General features: G+C 74.9%; 20 protein-coding genes. 12 read left to right on the top strand and 8 right to left on the bottom strand.

The window, feature by feature from the left end; all coding sequences use genetic code 11:
• Window position 1: 1 nt before the first annotated feature.
• The 3 genes from EV376_RS02255 to EV376_RS02245 all read right to left on the bottom strand — a co-directional run bounded on the left by EV376_RS02255 (window position 2) and on the right by EV376_RS02245 (window position 3,579).
• Window positions 2–418, bottom strand: coding sequence for a helix-turn-helix domain-containing protein (locus tag EV376_RS02255; protein ID WP_130320492.1), 417 nt, complete (start codon window positions 416–418; stop codon window positions 2–4).
• Window positions 419–577: 159 nt separating this feature from the next.
• Window positions 578–1,756: a class I SAM-dependent methyltransferase gene (locus EV376_RS02250; RefSeq protein ID WP_130320491.1), complete on the bottom strand. Its 1,179-nt coding sequence runs from the start codon at window positions 1,754–1,756 to the stop codon at window positions 578–580.
• A 167-nt stretch (window positions 1,757–1,923) separates the two neighbouring features.
• Window positions 1,924–3,579 carry a DEAD/DEAH box helicase gene (locus EV376_RS02245; protein WP_130320490.1) on the bottom strand — a complete coding sequence of 552 codons (1,656 nt, stop codon included), beginning with the start codon at window positions 3,577–3,579 and terminating at the stop codon, window positions 1,924–1,926.
• Between the two features lie 295 nt (window positions 3,580–3,874).
• Here EV376_RS02245 and EV376_RS02240 point away from each other — a divergent pair, with 295 nt between their 5' ends.
• Window positions 3,875–4,534 (top strand): ferritin-like fold-containing protein, encoded by a 660-nt coding sequence (locus EV376_RS02240; RefSeq protein WP_130320489.1) that lies wholly within the window; start codon window positions 3,875–3,877, stop codon window positions 4,532–4,534.
• A gap of 49 nt (window positions 4,535–4,583) precedes the next feature.
• On the opposite strand, the gene EV376_RS02235 is transcribed toward EV376_RS02240, so the two are convergent.
• Entirely contained in the window at window positions 4,584–4,811 is a 228-nt protein-coding gene (locus EV376_RS02235) for a DUF3107 domain-containing protein (protein WP_130320488.1), read from the bottom strand.
• 64 nt (window positions 4,812–4,875) lie between these two features.
• Window positions 4,876–5,514: a TetR/AcrR family transcriptional regulator gene (locus EV376_RS02230; protein WP_130320487.1), complete on the bottom strand. Its 639-nt coding sequence runs from the start codon at window positions 5,512–5,514 to the stop codon at window positions 4,876–4,878.
• 1,126 nt (window positions 5,515–6,640) lie between these two features.
• Between EV376_RS02230 and EV376_RS02225 the strand changes: the two genes are divergently transcribed.
• The 6 genes from EV376_RS02225 (at window position 6,641) to EV376_RS02200 (ending at window position 13,823) form a co-directional block, all read left to right on the top strand.
• On the top strand, window positions 6,641–8,596 hold the full coding sequence (locus EV376_RS02225; protein WP_486482853.1) for a hypothetical protein: 1,956 nt from the start codon (window positions 6,641–6,643) through the stop codon (window positions 8,594–8,596).
• 54 nt (window positions 8,597–8,650) lie between these two features.
• Window positions 8,651–9,625 (top strand): alpha/beta fold hydrolase, encoded by a 975-nt coding sequence (locus EV376_RS02220; protein ID WP_130320485.1) that lies wholly within the window; start codon window positions 8,651–8,653, stop codon window positions 9,623–9,625.
• Between the two features lie 299 nt (window positions 9,626–9,924).
• Window positions 9,925–10,716: a DUF3152 domain-containing protein gene (locus EV376_RS02215; protein ID WP_130320484.1), complete on the top strand. Its 792-nt coding sequence runs from the start codon at window positions 9,925–9,927 to the stop codon at window positions 10,714–10,716.
• 71 nt (window positions 10,717–10,787) lie between these two features.
• Complete coding sequence (locus tag EV376_RS02210) at window positions 10,788–11,576, top strand: DUF3152 domain-containing protein (RefSeq protein WP_130320483.1); 789 nt, start codon at window positions 10,788–10,790, stop codon at window positions 11,574–11,576.
• Between the two features lie 76 nt (window positions 11,577–11,652).
• Window positions 11,653–12,873 (top strand): adenylyltransferase/sulfurtransferase MoeZ, encoded by a 1,221-nt coding sequence (gene moeZ / locus EV376_RS02205; protein ID WP_207228009.1) that lies wholly within the window; start codon window positions 11,653–11,655, stop codon window positions 12,871–12,873.
• Between the two features lie 62 nt (window positions 12,874–12,935).
• Window positions 12,936–13,823, top strand: coding sequence for a prenyltransferase/squalene oxidase repeat-containing protein (locus EV376_RS02200; RefSeq protein ID WP_486482493.1), 888 nt, complete (start codon window positions 12,936–12,938; stop codon window positions 13,821–13,823).
• 76 nt (window positions 13,824–13,899) lie between these two features.
• On the opposite strand, the gene EV376_RS02195 is transcribed toward EV376_RS02200, so the two are convergent.
• Window positions 13,900–15,141, bottom strand: a complete 1,242-nt coding sequence (locus tag EV376_RS02195) for a glutamate-5-semialdehyde dehydrogenase (protein WP_130320481.1) — start codon at window positions 15,139–15,141, stop codon at window positions 13,900–13,902.
• 65 nt (window positions 15,142–15,206) lie between these two features.
• On the bottom strand, window positions 15,207–16,364 hold the full coding sequence (gene proB, locus EV376_RS02190) for a glutamate 5-kinase (RefSeq protein WP_130320480.1): 1,158 nt from the start codon (window positions 16,362–16,364) through the stop codon (window positions 15,207–15,209).
• A 13-nt stretch (window positions 16,365–16,377) separates the two neighbouring features.
• Here proB and EV376_RS02185 point away from each other — a divergent pair, with 13 nt between their 5' ends.
• From EV376_RS02185 to EV376_RS02165, 5 genes are all read left to right on the top strand, one after another.
• Entirely contained in the window at window positions 16,378–16,704 is a 327-nt protein-coding gene (locus EV376_RS02185; protein WP_130320479.1) for an MGMT family protein, read from the top strand.
• Window positions 16,705–16,724: 20 nt separating this feature from the next.
• Window positions 16,725–18,203, top strand: coding sequence for an MFS transporter (locus EV376_RS02180; protein ID WP_130320478.1), 1,479 nt, complete (start codon window positions 16,725–16,727; stop codon window positions 18,201–18,203).
• A complete protein-coding gene (locus tag EV376_RS02175) occupies window positions 18,200–19,663 on the top strand; it encodes an aminotransferase class V-fold PLP-dependent enzyme (protein WP_130320477.1) in 1,464 nt (487 codons plus the stop codon). Before EV376_RS02180 ends, EV376_RS02175 begins: the two co-directional genes overlap by 4 nt.
• 169 nt (window positions 19,664–19,832) lie before the next feature.
• Window positions 19,833–20,414, top strand: a complete 582-nt coding sequence (locus tag EV376_RS02170; RefSeq protein ID WP_130320476.1) for a NuoB/complex I 20 kDa subunit family protein — start codon at window positions 19,833–19,835, stop codon at window positions 20,412–20,414.
• 42 nt (window positions 20,415–20,456) lie between these two features.
• On the top strand, window positions 20,457–21,764 hold the full coding sequence (locus tag EV376_RS02165; protein ID WP_130320475.1) for a DUF2252 domain-containing protein: 1,308 nt from the start codon (window positions 20,457–20,459) through the stop codon (window positions 21,762–21,764).
• A 25-nt stretch (window positions 21,765–21,789) separates the two neighbouring features.
• Here the strand turns inward: EV376_RS02165 and EV376_RS02160 are convergent, their stop codons facing one another.
• The gene (locus EV376_RS02160) at window positions 21,790–22,836 is read right to left on the bottom strand and encodes a glucose 1-dehydrogenase (RefSeq protein WP_130320474.1); all 1,047 of its coding nucleotides are present in this window, start codon (window positions 22,834–22,836) and stop codon (window positions 21,790–21,792) included.
• Window positions 22,837–22,927: the final 91 nt, after the last annotated feature.

Here is a 22,927-nt window from a genome sequence, read left to right as displayed (position 1 = left end):
GTCAGCCGACCCGGCGGATCGGCCGGCGCGCCAGATAGCGCAGCAGGTCCCGGATGTGGTGCTTCTCCTCGGCGGGCACCGTGGGGTCGGCGAGTCGCTGGAGGATCACCCGGACGTCCGCGTCGACCGGCCCGTCGTCGCTGCGGCGGCGCGGCGCGGGGCCGGCGTCCGGCAGGCCGAGGGCGCGGAACGCGGCCGCGACGGGCAGATCGAGCGCGGCGCAGAAGCCCCGCACCTTGGCAAGTTCGGGGTAGTCCTGCCAGTCGCCGGCGAGCCAGCGGAAGACGGTGGAGCGACCGACACCCGTGTGAGACGCCAGGTCCGTCACCGTCCAGCCGCGCTCCTCCCGGGCGTCGTCGATGGCGCGCCGCACGAAGCGTGCGAACGCCGCCTGCGGCGTTACCTCTCCCGAAGCCATCCCAGCGGGTCTTCCCTCCCAACCGGCACCCGGCCGGTGCGCAGTTCGAGGGTAGTACGCCGGCCGCCGGAAGCAATTGACTGATCGACCAGACCGTCCCGCCGGCGGGACCTGTTCGTCAATCAGTTCCGGCGACGCGCCGAGAGTCGGCAAGGATTGTCAGGCGTCGGCCCGTCGTTCGGCGCGCGGCCCGGCCGGCTCGCCGAGCAGCGCCGCCAGGCGGGGCACGACGCCCCACTGATCCACCAGCGCCCGGTACTCCGCCCGCTGGGCGTCGGTCGGTGCGGCGCCGGTCCGCCGGGCGCGGATGAGCAGGTTCCGCGGTGTGTGCCGGGAGTCGACGAACTCGACCACCTCGGCCCGGTAGCCGTGCAGCCGCAGCAGCCCGGCCCGTACCGCGTCGGTGAACACGTCCGCGAAACGTTCCCGCAGGATGCCCTGCCGGGTCAGCAGGTCGTACGGCGGCGGGGCCGGCCGGGAGCGCAGCTGCGCGGCGACGTCGTGGTGGCAGCACGGTGCGGCGAGCACCCAGCGGGATCCCCAACGCACCGCCCGGGCCAGTGCCTCGTCCGTGGCGGTGTCGCAGGCGTGCAGCGCCAGCACCAGGTCGGGGGCGGGTTCGACCACCGCGTCGGCGATCGTGCCCGCCACGAACCGCACCCGCTCGGCCCAGCCCAGCCGCTGGGCGAGTTCGGTGTTGCGCTGCCGCTGGTCCTCGCGTACGTCGACGCCGACGAGGTGGACGTCGAGGCCCCGCCGGGTCAGCCAGCGGTACGCGGCGAACGTCAGGTACGCGTTCCCGCACCCCAGGTCGACCACCCGCAGGGGACCGGTCACCTCGTCCGGCAGCGTCGCGGCGAGCGCCCGCAGGAACGCGTCCACCTGCCGTCGCTTGGCTGCCGACCCGCCGATCTCGGCGAAGATCGGGTCACCGGGGTCGAGCAGGTAGTCCTTCGCCCGGTCGTGCCCGCCCGGTTCGGCCGCCGGCCGGGTGGCCGCCGCCCGGTGCACCTGAGCCTCGCCGGACTTGGTGACCCGCAGTTGCAGCGTCGTCTCCGCGGTCTCCACGTGCCAGTTGCCGAACGGCTCGGCGAGCAGCGCGTCCACCGCCGCGTCCGCCTCCGCGCCGGGAGCGACGTTGCTGGTGTACGGGCGGCTCCCGTCGGATGTGGCGATCTGGAGGCGCGGGCCGTTCTTCAGGGTGACCGGCCGCAGTTCCGCCCGGACCACCGAGGGGCGCTGCCCGCGGCGACGGCCGGCGGCGACCGCCCGGGTCAGCGCGGGACCGAGCAGCAGTCCGCGGACCTCGGCGAGAGCGGCGTCCAACGGCTCGGGCATGGCTTGATTCTCCCTGGGTCGGGCGGCTGCGCCGGCGGTCGACATCCCGGCCGACGCGAGCACAGACGTTCGATCCGCACAGGGGGGTCGGCCGGGGGGCGCAAAACGCGGGGTATGCGACGTCCCCCGCCGATGAGGACAACGGGGGACGTCGGTGCGCGCGTGGGTCAGTCGGCGGTGGCCTCGGCCGGCGTACCGGTGCCCGAACCACCGCCACCACGGCGGCGCCGGCGGCGGCGCGGCTTCGGAGCCCCAGTGCCTTCGGCGGCGGCAGGGTCGGCGTCGGCGGTGCCCTCGGCGGAGATCACCGCGGTCGGCTCGCCGGCGGCGACCACCTCGCCCGCCCGGCGGCGCCGGCGGCGGCGCGGTGCGCGTTCCTCGTCGCCCGCGGCGTCGGTCGGCTCGGCGGTCGGACCGCCACCGCCCTCGGCGTCCCGGCTCCGGCGGCGCTCCCGACCACGGCCCTCACCGCGCCGCGAGCCCCGGCCGTCGCCCCGGCGGGACCGTCCGCCGAGGTCCTCCTCGACCTCGGCGGAGAGCCCGGCCCGGGTGCGCGCGTCGGTCGGCAGGGTCCCGGTGATCTCGGGGGAGATGTCCAGGTCCGTGTAGAGGTGCGGGGAGGTGTGGTACGTCTCCGGCGGCTCCGGCATGTCCAGGCCGAGCGTCTTGTCGATGATCCGCCAGCGGGGCATGTCGTCCCAGTCGACGAAGGTCACCGCGACGCCGCTCGCCCCCGCCCGGCCGGTGCGGCCGATGCGGTGGGTGTACGTGTCCTGGTCCTCGGGGCAGTCGTAGTTGATGACGTGGGTGACGCCGCTGACGTCGATGCCGCGGGCGGCGACGTCGGTGGCGACCAGGGTGTCGATCTTGCCGGCGCGGAACGCCCGCAGCGCCCGCTCGCGCGCGCCCTGCCCCAGGTCGCCGTGCACGGCGGCGACGGCGAAGCCGCGGAAGTCCAGGTCCTCCGCGACCCGGTCGGCGGCCCGCTTGGTCCGAGTGAAGATCATGGTCAGCCCACGACCCTCGGCCTGGAGGATGCGCGCCACGATCTCGACCTTGTTGAGCGAGTGGGTGCGGTAGGCCAGCTGCTGGGTCTGCGGCGACGGGCCGGTCTCGGCGGTGTGCCCGGCGTGGATCGTCACCGGCCGGCGCAGGAAGCGCCGGGACAGGGCGACGATCGGATCCGGCATGGTGGCCGAGAAGAGCATCGTCTGCCGGTCCTCCGGCAGCATCGCCAGGATCTTCTCGACGTCGTCGAGGAAGCCCAGGTCGAGCATGCGGTCCGCCTCGTCGAGGACGAGCGCGTGCACCCGGTCCAGCTTCAGGTGCTTCTGCTTGGCCAGGTCGAGCAGCCGGCCGGGGGTGCCGACCAGGATCTCGACGCCCTTGCGGAGCGCGTCGATCTGCGGCTCGTACGCGATGCCGCCGTAGATCGGCAGCACCCGCACGCCCCGGGTGCTGCCCGCGGCCTGGAGGTCCTTGGCGACCTGGATGCCCAGCTCGCGGGTGGGGACGACGACCAGCGCCTGGGGCTGCCCGTCGCCGCCCTCGGACGGGGCGAAGACCCGCTCCAGGAGCGGGATGCCGAAACCGAGCGTCTTGCCGGTGCCGGTCGGGGCCTGGCCGATCAGGTCGACGCCGCGCAGCCCGATCGGCAGCGCGTACTCCTGGATGGCGAAGGCGCGGGTGATGCCGGCCGCGGCCAGGGCGTCGACGGTCTCCTGCCGTGCGCCCAGCTCGGCGAAGGTGGGTGCCTCCGGTCGCACCGGAGCGGTGGCGGCCAGTTCCTGGCCGTCCATGAGGTCCTGCGTCAGCTCGCTCATATGGTTGTGGGGGTGCCCTCTCGTGGGTGCGCCCCGTTGAGTCCTCAGGGCGCGGACGGTATGGCGCGGGCCACACGGTGGGCGACAGAATGCCGAGCCGGACCGGGCCGCACGCGCGCCGTGGGACCGGCTGCGACCAGATCGAACGTCGGTCGGCGCCCACGGCAACTGCTCCAGTCTACCTGAACCCCCTGGACGACGTCCTGATTCCGGTGCGGGTGCCACTCCGGCCGCCGTTGCCGGGTGACCCCGGTCACCTCCGGGCCGGTTCGCCGGCGGACGGTACTCTGCGCTGGTGTCCGCCCCGACCGCCCCCGTGCCCGATTCCGCCCTCGTCGACCTGCTCGGCCTGGTCGCCCTCGGCGAACTCCTCGCCTTCGACCGGATGGCGGCCGACGCCCGGCTCGCCCCGGACCTGCGCCGTCGGGCCGCGCTGAGCGAGATGGCCGCCGCGGAGATCCGCAACTACCGGAGGCTGGCCGACCGGCTGGCGGCGCTGGGCGTGCTCCCCGACGACGCGATGGCCGCGTACGTGGCGCCGCTGCAGGCGTACCACGACTCGACCGAGCCGAGGGACTGGGCCGAGGCGGTGACCAAGGCGTACGTCGGCGACGGCATCACCGACGACTTCATCCGGGAGATCGCCGGAGCGCTGGCCGAACCGGATCGCGGGCTGGTGCTCGAGGTGCTGCACGAGTCGCGCTACGCGGAGTTCGCCGCCGCCGAGATCCGGGCGGCCATCGAGGCCGACCCCCGGGTCGCGAACCGGCTGTCCATGTGGGCGCGGCGGCTGGTGGGCGAGGCGCTGTCGCAGGCCGGCCGCGTCGCCTCCGCCGACCAGGGCGCGCTGACCGCCCTCATCGCCCGCGGGGAGCAGGTGGACGTGCAGGGCCTGTTCCGCCGGCTCACCGCGGCACACACCGAGCGGATGGCGGCCGCCGGCCTGAACAACTGACCGGACGCCACGACAGGCGCGCCCGCACCTGCCGTGGCGTGGAGCCGGATCAGCGGACGGTGAACCCGACCGCCCGCGGGGACGCCTCGGCGATCTCGACGTAGGCGACCTTGTCGACCGGCACGATGACCCGCCGGCCCTTCTCGTCGGTGAGCGACAGCGTGCCGGTGTTCTTGCCGATCGCCTCGGTCACGATCTCCTCGACCTGGGACGGCGACTGCGAACTCTCGAGAACCAGCTCGCGCGGCGCGTACTGCACGCCGATCTTGACCTCCACTGTGCCTCCTCACCTGGGGCGAAAGTGCCGCCCTGGGAAGGCTATCCGATCACCGGGGTGGCGGTCAGGCTGACTCACCTTGCAGCGGGAAGCTCGCGATGCCCCGCCACGAGAGCGCCGCGACCAGCGCCTCCGCCTCCGCCTTGGGCACCTGCCGGCCGCCCGCCAGCCAGAACTGCGCCGCGGTCTCGGCCGCGCCGACCAGACCCGACGCGAGCAACTCGGCGTGCGGCCGGCTCACGCCGGTGTCCGAGATGATCGTGTCGGTGATCGCCGCTATGCAGCCCTGCTCGACCCGCTCGACCCGCTGCCGGACGGCCGGGTCGTTGCGCAGGTCCGACTCGAAGACCAGTCGGAACGCCTCGCTCTCGTGGTCCACGAAATCGAAGTACGCGCGGACGGAGGCGCTGACCCGCTCCTTGTTGTCGGTGGTGCTGCTCATCGCGTCCTGCACCTTGGCGACGATGGCGTCGCAGTGCGTGTCGAGCAGCGCCAGGTAGAGCTCCATCTTGCCGGGGAAGTGCTGGTAGAGCACCGGCTTGGAGACGCCGGCCCGCTCGGCGATGTCGTCCATCGCGGCGGCGTGGTAGCCCTGCGCGACGAACACCTCCTGAGCTGCGGCGAGCAGCTGCTTGCGACGGGCGGAACGGGGCAGGCGGGTGGGTCGGCCGGCGGTCTGGGCACCGTTCCCCACAGCGGTCATGGGAACCTCCGAGTTCTATGTACGAGCCGGCATATCACCCGTACCGGTCAGGGCTGTTCGCCCGTCGCGGAATTGGCCCGCCGCTGTAACTTATCGCCACTGTCACCACACGGTAGCCTCAGCGGGGGCGACCAAGGAGCGCGCGGTGAGTGATGCAGGGCAACCCGGTGCCGCCACCCCGGGAGAGCACGGTGACGGGACGGGTCCGCAGGAGGACAGCTCCCGCTCCGGCGGCGGATGGGTGCCCCCCACGGGAGGTTGGCCGCCGGACCGGTCCGCGCCCGGGCAGCGGTCCGATCCGCCCGCCGGTTGGGCCGCCTCCTCGCCGCGGCACGGCGACCTGCCCGCACCCCTGCCCGGCGCGCCGGGCGAAGCGTCCCGGCCCGCCGTCAACGGCCACCGCACCAACGGGCACCCGCACACCCCGGCGGCGGCGCCGGCCAGCCGGCAGGCCCCGGTGAGCGCTCCGCCCGGGATCCCCGGCGAGCCGCGCCGGGACGCCGACGGCGATCGCCTGTCGGTGCCCGCCCCGCGCCCCGCGCCCACCGTCGAGCAGTCGCCCGGGCCGACCGAGCCGGGACCGGGCCCGGCCCGGCACGCCTCCGACGACCAGCTGGGCCGCGCGTCCCGCTGGGCCGAGACCGGGCTCCCGACGTCGGCACCGCCCGCGGTCGAGATCCCGCCGGTCGGCACGGCCGCGAGCGGCTTCGAGGTGCCGCCCGGCTTCCACGCGCCAACCGCCGACCGGTCGCCCACGCCGTCGGCCGGAGCGGAGCCGCGCGGCTGGGACCAGGCATTCTCGCCCGGGCCGGCGGCCACCGACCCGCGCCGGTACCCGTCCGAGCCGGCGGCCCGCGACCCGTTCCCGCCGCCGGTCGCCCCCGGCGACGGCACCGAGCGTTCCGCCGCCGCCGGCGACCGCCCCTTCGCCGGGCAGCGTCCCGACCCGGTCCGCTCCGCCACCGACGTTCCCACCGGTGGCGGGGAGCCGGCGTACGAGGAGCGCACGCCCCGCCGCTGGACGCCCGGCGACGGGGTGTCCGGGCCCGAGCGCGTCCCCGGCACCGCCGAGGACGCCGACCCGTCCCGGTTCACCGCGCCTCCCGCGGAGCCCGGCTCGGCGCCGGTGGTCGACCGCCGCACGCCACTCCCCGAGCCGGACTGGTCGGGCCCGAGCTGGGGGAGCGAGTGGGCGCCACCGTGGGCCCGGGTCGAGCCGGAGACGTCCGGCCGGCAGGCCCGGGACGACGCCGACCCGCCCGGGCGGGGCTCCCACGCGGAACCGGAGGCAACGGGCCGCCGGGCGCGGGACGAGTCCCAGCCGGCCGAACGGGAGAACCCCGGGGAAAGGTGGGCGCCGCCCGCGCGGCGGTCCCGCCCGGAGACGGAGCTGCCCGAGGCCGGCGAGGGCCGCCGGAGCCGGGAGGACCGGCCCGCCTGGGCGGCCGAGCCGCAGCGGGCGTACGAGCCGGTGCGCGCCGAGCCGCCCTCCGCGCCCGTCGCGGAGCCGGGCCGCCGCTCCGACGTCCGGACGGCGTACGAGCAGTCCACCGGGCCGGCCGGCCGGAGTTCGCCCGCTCCGGCGGTCGACCGGCCCGCCTGGGCTTCCGAGCCGTCCCGCACCGCACCGGCGGCACCGCCCGAGGCGCTCTCGCCGGCTGCCGCGGGCGCTCCCGAGGCCGGCGACGTCCCGCTGGAGAGCCGTCGACCGTTCCGGCTGCGTCCGGACAATTCGGTTGTCTCGGGCCCGACCGGCGGAGCGGCCGCCGCCAACCCCGCCATCAGCGGTCCCACCGCCGGTCCCGCCACGAGCGGCGCCGCCGGTGGCGGCCGTGCCCCGTCCGCGCCCGCTCCGACGAGCGCACCCCCGTACGCGGCCCGCCGGTCCGCCCCGGAACCGGCACCGACGGCCGAGCCGTCCGGCGCCGGCCGGCTGCCGGACCCTGCGTCGGCGGTGTTGCCGCAGCGCGTTCCCGCCGAGCCGGACGTGCCAGTCGTGCCGGAGCCGCCAGCAGTGGAGCCACCCGCCGAGACCCCGGAACTCGCCCGCATCGCCACCCACCTGCGCCGGGACGACGAGCCCGCCGCCCCGCTCCGCGACCGCCCCGAGGGCTTCGACGTGGCCGCCATCCTCGCTGCCGTACGCGGGGTGGCCGGCGTCCGCGACGCCGAGCTGCGCCGTACTCCCGCCGGAGCGCACAGTCTCCGGCTGGACCTCTCCGACGGCGCCGACCCGGCCGAGGTGAGCCGGCACGTCGCCCGGCTCCTCCAGGAGCGGATGGGCCTCGCGGCCGCCCCGCAGAACGTGCCCGGCCTGCCCGCCGAGCCGGTGCCGCCGGTCCGTCGACGGGCCGCCGAGCCGGCCGGCGGCGAGCCCCGGCCCGCCGAGGGACGGTCGGGCGTCGAGTCCGGTGCCCGGTCTCCGGCCGGCCGGCCGGAGGCACTCCCGTCGCGCACCGAGCGCCGGGACACGGCCGTGCCGGAGACCCCGCGCCGGCGGCGGCAGTCCGGTGGGCCGCACCGGGGCCGGGCCACCGTGGACGGCCCGGCGACGCTCCCGGCCGCGCCGGCCGGGGCCACCGGCAGCCCGGCGACGCTCGGCGCGTCGTACACCGGGGGGCAGGTCACCTCCACGGAGACGGCGCCGTCCCGCCCGCTCGACACCGGCGGCCGGCCGGGGCCGCGGGTGGTCCTCGACCACGTGCAGGTCAGCACGTTCGGGCTCGACGCCACCGTGGAGGTCCGGCTGATCTCCGCCGGCGCGCCGGCGACCGGTTACGCGACCGGGCCGGCCGTCGACGGGTACGTGCTGCGCCTGTGCGCGGTGGCCGCCGCGGCCGCGGTGGACGAGTTGCTGCGCGGCCCCGGACCGGAGCCCGACCGGGGGCGCTGCTTCGTCGAGCACGCCGCAGTGGTGCCGTTCGGCAACTGCGAGGTGGCCACGGTGGTGGTTCTGCTGGTCTGCGACGGCTGGGTCGAGCAGCTCGCCGGCTCCGCGCTGGTCGCCGGCGACCCACGGCAGGCGGTGGTCCGGGCGACCCTGGCTGCGGTGAACCGCCGTCTCGAGGCGCTGCTCGCCTGATCCGTGCCACCGGACGCGCTGCCGGCCCGCGGCACCCCGGGGCAGACTGGGATCATGAAGCGCGCCACCCTCTGGCCGGACGACCTGCTTCCCCCGCACTCCGTCCCGCCGCCCTGGCCCGGCCGGGAGGTACGCCTCGACGGCACCGTCACGTACGTCCGGGAGACGCCGGCCACCGCACCCGGCGCGGAGCCGGCGCTCTACGTGCACGGCCTCGGCGGATCCTCGCAGAACTGGACCGACCTGGCCGGCCTGCTGGCCAACCGGCTGGACGGGCAGGCCATCGACCTGCCCGGCTTCGGCCGCAGCGAGCCGGGCCGGCGCTACACGATCCCCTCGTTCGCCGAACGGGTGATCCGCTGGATCGAGCATTCCGACCGCGGGCCGGTGCACCTGTTCGGCAACTCGCTGGGCGGGGCGATCTCGGTCCAGGTGGCGGCGCTGCGGCCGGACCTGGTCCGTACGCTCACCCTGATCTCGCCGGCCCTGCCGTTCCTCGACTTCCGGCGGTCGTTGCAGGGCCGGATGCTGCCGCTGCTGGCGATCCCCCGGGGCGAGCGGCTGGCCGCCTGGCGGCTGGCCCAGCTCGCGCCGGAGGTGATGGCCCAGCAGGTCATGGAGGCGTGCGTCGCGGACCTGAGCCGGATCAGCGAGCAGCGCCGGCAGGAGGCGTTGGAGGAGATCCGGGTCCGCTACGAGGCCGAGCACTACGCCGCCGCCTACGTGCGGACGTTCCGCGGGCTGGTCTCCAGCTTCCTGCGGTCGTACCTGCCCGGCTCCGGGTCGCTGTGGCGGCTGGCCGGCATGGTCGGGGCACCGACCCTGGTGGTCGGCGGGCGGGACGACCGCCTGGTCGACGTGCGGGTCGCGCCGCAGACCGCGCGGGTCATCCCGGACAGCCGGCTGCTGTTGCTCGACGGGGTCGGCCATGTGGCCCAGTTGGAGGTTCCGCGCCTGGTGGCGCGCGCCGTGCTGCCGCTGGTCACCGGAACGGGGGACGGTGCGAAGCAGGCCGACATGGCAGGCTGAGCCCGATGCCCCGCGCCCGGAACGACGCCAGCTACTCGACGCACCCGCATACCTCCGCTCCGGCGCCCCGGGCTGCCGACGACCGCGCGGCGGTGCCGCCGGCGGCGCGGTCGGGTGGTCGGGCTGTGGTGCGCCCGGCCCGGCCCGCCGGGCGAGCCGTGGTGCAGCCGGCCCGGTCCGGTGGTCGGGTACCGGCTCCCCGTGGGCGTACCGCCGGGTCCGTGCGGCCCGGCCTGGCCGGGGAGGCGAGCGGCCGGCACCGGCGCCGACGGAACCGTGCCCGCCGGGTGGTGGAGGCGATGACGCTCGTGCTGGCGGTCGTCGCGGCCATGGCGGTGGTGGTGGACCACCGGGGCGTGGATGTCGGCGCCGAGGTGGTCACGAGTGCGGCCGAGCCGGCGCCGACGTCCGCCGCGCCGAGCGCGTCCCCGTCCCCGTCCCCTTCGCCGTCGGCGGTGACGGCCACGCCGTCGGCACCCCCGGTGCTCAAGCTGGCCGGGCCGGTGCCGTTGGCGGGGCGGGGCACCTTCGGGTACGACGACCGGATCGGCCCGGTGCTGGGGGAGGCGGGGGTGCTGCGCCGCTACCGGGTCGCCGTGGAGGCCGGGGCGGAGGAGGATCCGGCCGAGTTCGGCGCCGCCGTCGAGGCGGCGCTCGCCGGGCCGGGGAGCTGGGTGGACAGCGGCCGGTTGCGGCTGCAGCAGGTGCCGGGTGACTCCGCCCACGACTTCACGATCTATCTGGCCACCGCGCAGACGGCGGGCCGGATGTGTCTCGCCGGCGGGGTGAACATCCGGGTCGGCGGCCGGCCGTACACCTCCTGCCGGGCACCCGGGAAGGTCATCGTCAACCTGGACCGGTGGCGGCTGTCCGTCCCGCATTTCGTGACGCTGAAGGTGCCGCTCTCGGTCTACCGGCTGTACGTGGTGAACCACGAGGTCGGCCATCAGTTGGGTAACCGGCACGAGCGCTGCCCCGGTCGGGGGCGGCCGGCGCCGGTGATGATGCAGCAGACGCTCTTCCTGGACGGCTGTGTCGCCAACCCGTGGCCGTACCGGAACGGACGGCGGTACTCCGGCCCGCCGGTCTGAGATCAGGCGGGCCCCAGGCGTTGCGCGGGCAATCGCGGCGTATTGCCCGATTGGTCTGAGATGCTGATGGCATGGCCAGCTTGTCCCCTCCCGGCCCGGCACTGCGGTCGATCCTCGCCCGCATCCGGCGCCGGCCCGCCCTGCTGCTCGCTCCGGTGCTGCTGCTCGCCGCGACGGGCGCGGTGGCGCTGGCCCGCGCCGGCGATCGCCCGGATCCGCCGGGCCGCACGGCGTACGGGGCGGCCGAACGGCCGCAGGCCGGCGCCTACCCGAGGGCCGGTGTCCACCCGCGGGCCGGATCGGGCAGCTTCGTCACCGCCGCCGGCGAGACCGACGTACGCGGCGACGACGGACCGCTGCGCCGGTACCGGGTCGCCGTGGAGCGCGGCACCGGCCAGGACCCCGCCGCCGTCGCCGCGACCGTCGACGAGGTGCTCGGCGACCGCCGCAGCTGGATCGGCTCCGGCGACCTGCGCGTCCAGCGGGTCGACGACGCCGACCGCGCCGACTTCACCCTGTACCTGGCCACCCCGGACACGTCGGAGCGGATGTGCGCGGAGGGCGGCCTCAGCACCGAGGGCTACACCTCGTGCCGGCTCCCCGGTCAGGTGGTCATCAACCTGGCGCGCTGGACGGAGGCGGTGCCGGACTACGGGGCGCCGGTCTCCGTCTACCGCACCTACGTGATCAACCACGAGGTCGGGCACGAGCTCGGGGAGTGGCACGAGGCCTGCCCGGAGCCCGGGCTGCCCGCACCGGTCATGCAGCAGCAGACGTACGGGTTGGACGGCTGCGTCGCCAACCCCTGGCCGTACCTGGACGGGCGGCGGTACGCGGGCGAGCCGGTGCCGGGCACCTGAGCCGCCGTTATTCCCGCTCCCGCAGTTCGGGCGACGTGTCACTCCTCATGGCCGATGGGCCTCCGGGCGAGCGACAATGGCGCGGTTCGCCACCGCCGATCCCGGGGAGTCCACCGTGTCGCTGCCCCCGCTCGTCGAGCCCGCCGCCGAGCTGACCGTTGACGAGATCCGCCGCTACTCGCGCCACCTGATCATTCCGGATGTCGGGGTCGAGGGCCAGAAGCGGCTGAAGAACGCCCGGGTGCTCTGTGTCGGCGCCGGTGGCCTCGGCTCGCCGGCCCTCCTCTACCTGGCCGCCGCCGGCGTCGGCACGCTCGGCATCATCGACTTCGACACCGTCGACGAGTCCAACCTCCAGCGCCAGGTCATCCACGGCGTCTCCGACGTCGGCCGCTCCAAGGCGGAGTCGGCCGCGGCCAGCATCCGGGAGATCAACCCGCTGGTCAACGTGGAGATCCACAACACCTCGCTGGACCGGGACAACGTCCGCGAGATCTTCGCCCGGTACGACCTGATCGTCGACGGCACCGACAACTTCGCCACCCGGTACATGGTCAACGACGCCGCGGTGCTGCTCGGCAAGCCGTACGTCTGGGGCTCGATCTACCGGTTCGACGGCCAGGCGTCGGTGTTCTGGGCCGAGCACGGCCCCTGCTACCGCTGCCTCTACCCGGAGCCCCCGCCGCCCGGCATGGTCCCGTCCTGCGCCGAGGGCGGCGTGCTCGGCGTGCTCTGCGCGTCGATCGGCTCGATCCAGGTGAACGAGGCGATCAAGCTGCTCGCCGGCATCGGCGAGCCGCTGGTCGGCCGGCTCATGGTCTACGACGCCCTGGAGATGAGCTACCGCAAGATCAAGGTCCGGAAGGATCCGAACTGCGTCCTCTGCGGCGAGAACCCGACGGTCACCGACCTGCTGGAGGACTACGAGGACTTCTGCGGCGCCGTGTCGGTGGAGGCCCAGGAGGCGGTGGTCGAATCGACGATCACCGCGCTGGAGCTGAAGGAGTGGCAGGACGCCGGCAAGGAGATCTTCCTGGTCGACGTCCGCGAGCCGGCCGAGTACGAGATCGTGCGCATCCCGGGCGCCACGCTGATCCCCAAGGGCGAGATCATCTCCGGCGAGGCGCTGGCGAGGTTCCCGCAGGACAAGCAGGTCGTGCTGCACTGCAAGTCCGGCGTCCGCTCCGCCGAGGCGCTCGCCGCCCTGAAGGCGGCCGGCTTCCGGGACGCCGTGCACGTCCAGGGCGGCGTGCTCTCCTGGATCAAGCAGATCGACCCGTCCCTCCCCGCGTACTGACGTGAGAAGGGGCCCCTCCGGTAGCGGCGGGGCCCCTTCTTAACACGTCCCGCGCCTGTGCGGTGGGGTGGCGTCGGGTGGCCGATCCACCGAGGCGAAGGCACGTTTGCACAGGTAGCGTGTCCGCCGTGGTGGACATCGACGCCGCGATCGGCTTCGTGGTGGCGCACGGTGACGTGGTGGACCGTGCCCGGCTCTCCCGGCTGCGCACCGGCACGTCGCCGACGGAGGACGTGATCGAGGTTGCCGAGAGCGGTCAACTGCCGGACGGCGGCTGGCCCGCGTACCTCGACGGGAAGGTGCCGTCCGTCGACGCCACCTGCTTCCGCCTCGCGGAGCTGGACGACCTCGGCGCGCTCGGCCGGCCCGCGGCCCGGCGGGCGCTCGACTGGCTCGCCTTCCGCCAGCTGCCCGACGGCGGCTGGGAGGAGGACGCCGCGCTGGCGGACACCGCCCCCGAGTGGGCCCGCCCGGGCGACCCGGAGGCCGGCTTCTTCCTGACGGCGAACGCGGCGTTCTGGCTGACCGTCGCCGGGCTCGACGCGCGCGCCGCCGGGCCGCTGGACCACCGGGTCGGCGGGGTGTACGCGGGCGTCGTGCAGGCCGCCGCGCAGTCCCTGGTCAGCCGGCTGAACCCGGACGGGACCTGGCCGTCGTTCCTGGCCGCCGGCTGGTTGAGCGCGGCGGTGCTGTTCCGCCAGGAGATGTTCCAGGAGTCCGCCCGGATCCAGGTGGCGCTCGCCGAGCGGATCGCCGACATGTCCCCGACCGACGTGGCGTGGCTGGCCGCGACGCTGCGCCGGGTCGGGGTCGACGATCAGGACTGGATCCTGGTCCGCGCCCGCCGCCGGCTGGCCGAGACCCAGCGCAGCGACGGTGGCTGGGAGAGCGACGACGGGCATCAGTTCGACGTCCACGCGACGCTGACGGCGATCCGCGCCTGCCGCTGACGCCGCGCGACCTCGGCGCACGGGGCCGTCGCGCGGCGCCGGCGTGCGACCTCGGCCACCGGGCCGGCGCGCGTCCTCAGCGCAGATGGCCGTCGCCGGTCACCACGTACTTCGTGCTGGTCAGCTCCGGCAGCCCCATCGGGCCCCGGGCGTGCAGCTTCTGGGTGGAGATGCCGATCTCGGCGCCGAAGCCGAACTCGCCGCCGTCGGTGAACCGGGTGGAGGCGTTCACCATCACCGCCGCCGCGTCCACCCGGGCCACGAACTCCCGGGCGGCGGCCTGCGAGTCGGTGACGATCGCCTCGGTGTGTCCCGTGCCGTACCGCCGGATGTGCGCGACCGCCGCGTCCAGCGAATCGACGACGGCGACCGAGATGTCCGCGGACAGGTACTCGGTGGCGAAGTCCTCGTCGGTGGCCGGCACGACGGCAGCCGAGTGCCGCGCCACCTCCGGGGAGCCGTGCACGGTCACCCCGGCCTCGGCGAACGCGGCCAGCATCGGCGGCAGGAACGCGTCCGCGACGGCGGCGTGCACCAGCAGCGACTCGGCGGTGTTGCAGGTGGAGAGGCGCTGCGTCTTGGCGTTCAGCGTGATCGACACGGCCTTCGACACGTCCGCGGCGGCGTCGACGTAGACGTGGCAGTTGCCCACGCCGGTCTCGATGACCGGGACCGTCGACTCCTCGACCACGGTGCGGATGAGCGACGCGCCGCCGCGCGGGATCAGCACGTCGACCAGGCCCCGGGCCCGCATCAGCTCCTTCACCGAGTCGCGCGTGGAGGCGTCGAGCAGCTGCACCGCGTCCGCCGGCAGGCCGGCGCCGGTGACCGCGTCCCGCAGCACCGCGACCAGCGCGGCGTTCGAGTTCGCGGCGGTGGAGGAGCCCCGCAGCAGCGCCGCGTTGCCGGACTTCAGGCAGATGCCGGCCGCGTCCACGGTGACGTTCGGCCGGCCCTCGTAGATGATGCCGACCACCCCGAACGGCACCCGGATCTGGCGCAGCTCCAGGCCGTTCGGCAGGGCCGAGCCCCGGACGACCTCGCCGACCGGGTCCGGCAGCGTGGCCATCTGGCGCAGCGCGTCGGCGATGCCGACCACCCGCGCCTCGTCGAGGGCGAGCCGGTCGAGGACCGCCGCGCTCAGCCCGGCCGCGCGTCCGGCCGCCAGGTCCGCGGCGTTCGCGGTGAGGATCTCCGGGGTACGCGCCACCAGCGCGTCGGCCATCGCGTGAAGCGCGGCGTCCTTGACCGTACGGGTGGCGACCGCCAGGGTCTCCGCCGCCGTCCGGGCCCGTCGTGCCTGCTCGACGACGCTCATCCTGCACTCCTCGGGGTCAGGAGGGGTCCCTTTCCCAACGCCCGGCGTCGAGAAGGGGCCCCTGCTTACAACAGCACCAGGTCGTCGCGGTGGACGACCTCCCGTTCGTACGCCGGGCCGAGGGCCGCGGCGAGTTCCGCGGTGGAGCGGCCGAGCAGTCCCGGCAGCTCCACCGCGTCGTAGTTGACCAGTCCCCGGGCGACCGGCGCGCCCTCGGTGTCCACCAGGTCGACCGGGTCGCCGGCGGTGAACGCCCCGTCCACGGCGGTGATCCCGGCGGGCAGCAGCGACTTGCGGCGCCCCACCACGGCCTGCACGGCCCCCGGGTCCAGGTGCAGCCGGCCCCGGGGCGCGGTGGCGTGGGCGAGCCAGAACAGCCGGGCGGCGGGCCGCTGGCGGCTGGGGTGGAAGAGGGTGCCGACCGGGGCTCCGGCCAGCGCCTCGGCGGCCAACCCGGCGGAGGTGAGGACCACCGGGATCCCGAAGCCGGTGGCGATCCGGGCCGCCTCGACCTTGGTGACCATGCCGCCGGTGCCGACGCCGGCCCGGCCGGCGCCGCCGATCGCCACCCCAACCAGGTCCTGTTCGTCGCGTACCTCGGTGATCCGGGTCGAGCCCGGGCGGGTCGGATCGCCGCTCCAGAGCGCGTCGACGTCGGAGAGCAGGACCAGCAGGTCGGCGTGGACCAGGGCGGCCACCAGGGCGGCGAGCCGGTCGTTGTCGCCGAACCTGATCTCCTCGGTGGCGACCGTGTCGTTCTCGTTGACGATCGGCACCGCGCGCAGGTCGAGCAGCTTGCGCAGCGTCCGGTAGGCGTTGCGGTAGTGCGCCCGCCGGGTCACGTCGTCGACGGTGAGCAGGACCTGCCCGACGGTGCGGCGGTGCCGGGCGAAGGCCGCCGTGTACCGCCCCATCAGCAGCCCCTGCCCGACGCTCGCGGCGGCCTGCTGGGTGGCCAGGTCGCGCGGGCGGCGGGCCAGCCCCAGCGGGGCGAGCCCGGCGGCGATCGCGCCGGAGGACACCAGCACGACCTCCCGGCCCCGGCCGGCGAGCGCGGCGAGGGTGTCCACGAGCACGTCGACCCGCCCGTCGTCCAGGCCGCCCGTGGCGGTGGTCAACGAGGACGATCCGATCTTGACGACCACCCGCCGGGCCGTCGTCACCATGTCGCGCACCCGCCCATTCTGCGTGGTCGCTCCGGCGGTGCCCGGCCGCGTTCCCATATCGTGGCGGGTCGTGGGACCGGAGGAGTACGTCGAGGCGGTGCTGGAGCTGGTCGAGCGCATCCCGCCCGGCCGGGTGATGTCGTACGGGGCGGTGGCCGACGCGCTCGCGAAGCGCTCGGGGCGGGCGTCGGCGCGGCTGGTCGGTTCGATCATGGCCCGGCACGGCGGCGGGGTGCCCTGGCACCGGGTGGTGAACTCCGCCGGGCGGTTGCCGCCGGGTCACGAGCGGGAGGCGCGGGCCCGGTTGCTCGCCGAGGGGACGCCGCTGCGCGGCGGCGGCGTGGACATGCGGGTGGCGAGCTGGTCGCCGGAAGAGGGGATGTGGCCCCCGCCATAACGTGAGTAACATTCGGCGCCATGGACGCGCCGCCGGCTGGGACCGGTCCGATCGCCGCCGGCCCGTCCGGCGGCCCCGCGCTCGCCGGGAAGCCCGTGCCGGCCGGTGGGCTGCCCCGCCGGGTGCACGGCGGGTACGCGCTCGGCTCCTTCGCCACCGGCGCCTTCGGCACCGTCCCCGGGCTGCTCCTGCTGCCGTACCTGACCGACACCCTGGGCGTGGCCGCCGGCGTGGCGGCCCTGCTCGTGCTGCTGCCGAAGGCGTGGGACGTGCTGGTCAACCCGGTCGCCGGCCGGATCTCCGACCGCACCCGCTCCCGGTGGGGTGCCCGCCGGCCGTACCTGCTGGGTGCCGGCCTGGCGCTCGGCCTGCTCTTCGCGGCCATCTTCGCCGCGCCGTTCGGCAGCGGTCCCGCGGCCGGCCTGTACGTGGCGCTGGCCTTCCTCGTCACCGCCACCGCGTTCGCCTTCTTCCAGGTCCCGTACGTCGCGATGCCGGCCGAGCTGACCGGGGACTACGCCGAACGTACCCGGCTGATGACCTGGCGGATCGCGGTGCTGGCGCTGGCCATCCTGGTCTCCGGCGCGGTGGCCCCGCTGGTCCGGGACGCGGGCGGTGGCGGCCTCGCGGGGCACCGCTGGATGGGCCTCTTCGTCGCCGGGCTGATCGTGCTCGGGGCGGTCGGTGCGTTCCTCGGCACCCGCTCCGCACCGACCGGCACGGTGACCGAGAACGAGCCGACGCTGCGGGCGCAGCTCGCGGTCGCGGGGCGCAACCGGGCGTTCCGGGCGCTGCTGGCCTGCTTCGTGATCCAGTCCGCCGGGGTGGCGACGATCCTGGCCGGGGTGGACTACTTCGCCACCCAGATCCTCCGCGACCCGGAGGGCGGGCCGACCGTCCTGTTCGTCTGCTTCGTCGGGCCGGCGCTGCTGGTCATGCCGCTGTGGAGCCGCGTCGGGCGGCGGTTCGGCAAGCTCGCCGGCCTGGTCGCCGCGTCACTCATCTTCGCCGTCGGCGCGCTGGCCCTGGTCGCCGCCGAGGTGCTCCCGGCCGTCGGGATCTACCTGCTGGTCGCGCTGATCGGGGTCGGGTACGCGGGCCAGCAGGTCTTCGCGCTCGCCATGCTCCCCGACTGCATCGCGTACGACGAGGCGCGCACCGGACGGCGGCAGGCGGGCGTGTTCACCGGCGTGTGGACGGCGGGGGAGACGTTCGGCCTGGCGCTGGGGCCGGGCATCTTCGGTCTCGTGCTCCAGGTCTCCGGCTACGTCTCCTCCGACACCGGCTTGGCGGCGGCCCAGCCGGACAGCGCCCGCCTCGGCATCCTCCTCGGCTTCACGGTCCTCCCGGCCCTCCTGGTGGCGACAGCCACCCTCCTCCTCCGCCCCTACAACCTGACCCCCACCGCCCCAACCCCCACCCCAGCTCCCGACGATCATGGAGTCGTGGTGGGGACGGAAGCCGCTGATCGTCCCAGAAAGGGCACCACAACTCCATGATCGACGAGAGCGGGGTGCCCGCCGAGCGGGTGCTTCAAGAGATCCGGGGGCTGCGGGGGGCGGACCGGCCGACTCATGGTGGGCGGCTGTTCGCGTACGTCTACGACCCGGCCGTGCCCGGGCTGGACGAGCTCACCACCGCTGCGCACGCCCTGAGCGCCCACGTCAACGGGCTCGACCCGACCGCCTTCCCGTCCCTGCTCGCGATGGAGAACGCGCTGGTCGGCGCCGCCGCGCGGCTGCTCGGCGGCGGGCCGGGCACCACGGCGCCGGACGTGGTCGGCAGCGTCACCAGCGGCGGCACCGAGTCGCTGATCCTCGCGGTCAAGGCGGCCCGCGACGCCCACCCGGAGATCACCGAACCCCGGATCGTCCTGCCGGCCAGCGCCCACGCCGCGTTCGCCAAGGCCGGGCACTACCTGCGGGTGGCCGTGGACACCGTGCCGGTGTCGGCGGAGACGCTGCGCCCCGACCCGGCCGCCGTCGCCGCCGCGATCCGGCCCGGGACCGTGCTGGTCGCCGCCTCCGCGCCGTCGTACGCGCACGGCGTCGTCGACCCGGTCGAGGGGATCGCCGAGGTCGCCGCCCGCGCCGGGGTGCGCTGCCACGTCGACGCGTGCTTCGGCGGCTGGACCCTGCCCTGGCTGCGTCGCCTCGGCGAACCGGTGCCGCCGTTCGACTTCGCCGTCCCCGGGGTCACCTCGATCTCGGTGGACCTGCACAAGTACGCGTACGCCCCGAAGGGCGTCTCGGTCCTGCTGCACCGCGACCCGGCGCTGCGGGCGCCGCAGTACTTCGCGTACGCCGACTGGCCCGGCTACACGATGATCAACCCGGTGATCGCCTCGACCCGGTCCGGCGGGCCGATCGCCGCCGCGTACGCCACCCTGCGTCACCTCGGCGAGGACGGGTACCTGCGGCTGGCGAGGCTGACCCGGGACGCGGTGGCCGGGCTGGCGGACGCCGTGCGGGGCGTCCCCGGGCTGCGGCTGATGGCCGAGCCGGAATCCAGCGTGGTCTGCTTCACCACCACCGATCCGGAGCTCGACCTGTTCGTGCTCGTCGACGAGCTGGCGGTCCGGGGCTGGCACACCCAGCCGCAGCTGTCGTACGCCGACCTGCCGCCGAGCGTGCACCTCACGGTCACCGCGTCGGTCGCGCCGCAGGTCGCCGGCTTCGGTCCGGACCTGGCCGAGGCCGTCGCCGCGACCCGGGCGGCCGGTCCGGTCGTGCTCCCCCCGGAGCTGCGCGCCCTCGCCGGCTCGCTGACCCCCGAGGCGCTCACCCCGGACCTGGTCGCCGGGCTCGCCGCCGGCCTCGGCCTCGGCGGCGGCGGACCGCTTCCGGACCGGATGGCGACGGTGAACACGCTCCTCGACGCCGCCCCGCCCGCGCTACGCGAACGGCTGCTCGTCGAGTTCGTCGGCCTGCTCCAGCGCCCGACCTGGTCCGCGCCCTGACGGCCGCCGCCCGGTCTACGCCCTGACCACCGCCGCCCGGTCTACGCCCTGACCACCGCCACCCGGCCCGACCTCCCTCACCCGCGTCGATGCCCTGGGCGGTTGCGCGGGTTGTCGCCGGTCCGCTGTGGTTGACTGTCTGATCGGAGACAGGCGAGGGAGGCCCGAGGTGCAGCTGCCGGCGGTGCTGGGCGAGCCGATCCGGTTCGTGCTGAACTGGGGCCGGCGCTATTCGCTCTGGGTCTTCAACTTCGGCCTCGCCTGCTGTGCGATCGAGTTCATCGCCACCAGCATGAGCCGGCACGACTTCATGCGTCTCGGCGTGATCCCGTTCGCACACGGCCCCCGGCAGGCCGATCTCATGGTGGTCTCCGGCACGGTCACCGACAAGATGGCGCCCGCGATCAAGCGCCTGTACGACCAGATGCCGGAGCCGAAGTACGTCATCTCGTTCGGCGCCTGCTCCAACTGCGGCGGTCCGTACTGGGACTCGTACTCGGTGACCAAGGGTGTCGACCAGCTCATCCCGGTCGACGTGTACGTGCCGGGCTGCCCGCCCCGCCCGGAGGCGCTGCTGCACGGCATCCTGCGGCTGCAGGAGAAGATCGCCGCCGAGGGGTCCGGCATCGGTGGCGTCTCCCGCCCGGACGGGCTCGCGCCGCCGGTGGCCGCGCCGCCCGCCGACGGGCCCGCGCCACGCTCCGCGGAGTCGCTCACCGCCCCGCCGATCCGTCCGCCCGCCTCGTCCTGACGGCCGACGTCCGGGTGGTGCGCGGGCGCTAGCGTGCCCTCCATGACCCAAGCCGCGGAGCAGCGTTCCGCCTTCATCGTCGAGGTGCTCACCGGGGAGTTCGGTGAGTCGATGGCCGCCGACCCGGCGGCGTTCCGCCGCAAGTTCCGCAAGATGGCGGCGTCACCGTTCGCCTTCTACCGGGGCAGCGCCGCGCTCTTCTACGCCGACCAGCGCGGCGACTTCGCCGACGGCGCGTTCCTGGACGAGCGGACCAGCCGGGTGTGGATCCACGGCGACCTGCACGCGGAGAACTTCGGCACCTACATGAACGCCTCCGGGCAGCTCGTGTTCAACGTCAACGACTTCGACGAGGCGTACGTCGGTCCCTTCTCGTGGGACCTGAAGCGCTTCGCGGCGAGCGTCGCGCTGCTCGGCTACGCCAAGGCGCTCTCCGACGCGGCGATCAGCGACCTGGTCGGCGTGTTCGCCCGGTGCTACCTGGCCGAGCTGCGCGGCATCGCCACCGGCGGCGACGACGCGATCGGCTCGATCACGCTGGACACCGCCGACGGCGTGCTGCTGCGGGTGCTCCAGCAGGCCCGGCTCAACACCCGGGTGGAGCTGCTGGCCGCACAGACCACCATCGACAACTACGAGCGGCGGTTCTCCCTGGGCGACGGTGTCTTCGAGATCGACCGGGACACCCGGGACCGGGTCTGTGCCGCCTACGAGGCGTACCTGTCCACCCGGCCGCCGTCGGCCGCGCAGCTGCGCCCGGTGGCCGCCCAGATCAAGGACGTGGTGCTCCGCAAGGGGGTGGGCATCGGCTCCGCCGGGCTGCCCTCCTACAACCTGCTGCTGGAGGGGCACACCCAGGCCCTGGAGAACGACGTCGTTCTCTACATGAAGCAGGCGCAGGTGCCGGCCGTGGCGCGGCACATCACCGACGAGACGGTCCGTGGCTACTTCCGGCACCAGGGGCACCGCACGGCCGAGTCGCAGCGGGCCCTCCAGGCGTACGCGGACCCGTGGCTGGGCTTCACCGAGCTGGACGGGGTGGGGCAGCTCGTCGCCGAGGTCTCCCCGTACGCCGCGGACCTGGACTGGGCCGACGTCAACGAGCCGGAGGAGCTGGCCGGCGTCCTCGGCCACCTCGGCCACGCGGTCGCCCGGATGCACTCGGTGGCCGACGACGAGTCCAGCCACGACCTGGTCGACTACTCCACCGAGGAGGCGATCGTCGCCGCGGTGGGGGACGACACCGACGGGTTCGTCGAGCACCTGGTCGCCTTCGCGCACACGTACGGCGCCCGTACCCGGGCCGACCACCAGCTCTTCGTGGACGTGTTCCGCAACGGACGGCTGTGACGGAGGGACGGGCGGGCGGGCACGCTCAGGAGGCGAACTCGAGCACCACCTTGATGTCGTCCGGCTGGTTGGTGTACGCCTCGGCGTACGCGTCGACCGGCACCCGGCGGGTGACCAGCGAGCTCAGCCACGCCGGGTCGGCCTTGCCCAGCGCGGCGGCCGCCAGGTCCCAGTGCCGGCGGTTGGCGTTCACCGACCCGAAGACCACGTTGTTCTCCAGCACGAGGGTGCGGTTGAGGGCGCCGGCGTCGAAGGTGATCTTCCGGCCGCCGCTGGAGACGCCGGTCAGGCACACCACACCGTTCGGCCCGACCTTGCACATCACGTCGAGGACGACGGACGGCGCGCCGGTGCACTCCAGGACGACGTCCGGCTCGAAGTCGAGGTCGTTGACCGGCGTCGAGTGGTACGTGGCACCGAGCGCCGTGGCCAGCTTCGGTTTCGGACCCTCGGTGGCCAGGTCGAGCACGTGCACGGCGAGGCCGCGCTGGCTGGCCAGCAGGGCGGCCAGGAGCCCGATCGGCCCCGCGCCGGTGACCAGGACGCTCTGCGGCTGCCACTCGGCGCGGTGCCCGATCCGGTCGATGTGGTCCCAGGCCTTGGCGACCACACTGGTCGGCTCCAGCAGCATGCCCACCCGCGACAGCGCCGGGTCCAGCCCGACCGCGAACCGGGGCTGGACCCGCCACCGTTCCCGGGCGAAGCCCGGCAGCGCCTTGATGCCGTGCTCGGTGAACCGTCCGTTGCGGCACATGTCCCACTCGTCCACCGCGCAGTTCGGGCAGGGCACCGGGTCCGGGTGGCGGACGATCGCCGCCACCAGGTCCCCGGGTTCCAGCGTGCCCGTCGGGTCCTCCAGCACCCGGCCGAGCGACTCGTGGCCCAGCACGAGCTGGTCGGTCCCGGGCGGCGCCTCGCCGTAGTGGCCTTCGATGATCTCGTGGTCGGTGCCGCAGATCCCCACCGCCAGCGACTCGACCAGGATCGCGCCCTCCTCGTGCGCCGGCTCCGGATGGTCCTCGACCAGCCGCAGGGAGTCGGCCACGCCAGGGGTGACAGTCACAGCCCGCACGGCTCTCATCTTCGCCCGCGCGCGGACCCGGCGACGGCGAATGGGCGAGATCCCGCCGACCGGAGGCTCCGGGCCCGGGCCGGGCGCCGGG

The organism is Micromonospora sp. CNZ295, assembly GCF_004217535.1.
Note: the sequence above shows the minus strand (reverse complement) of the source record. Positions and strands in the feature narration are given on the sequence as shown.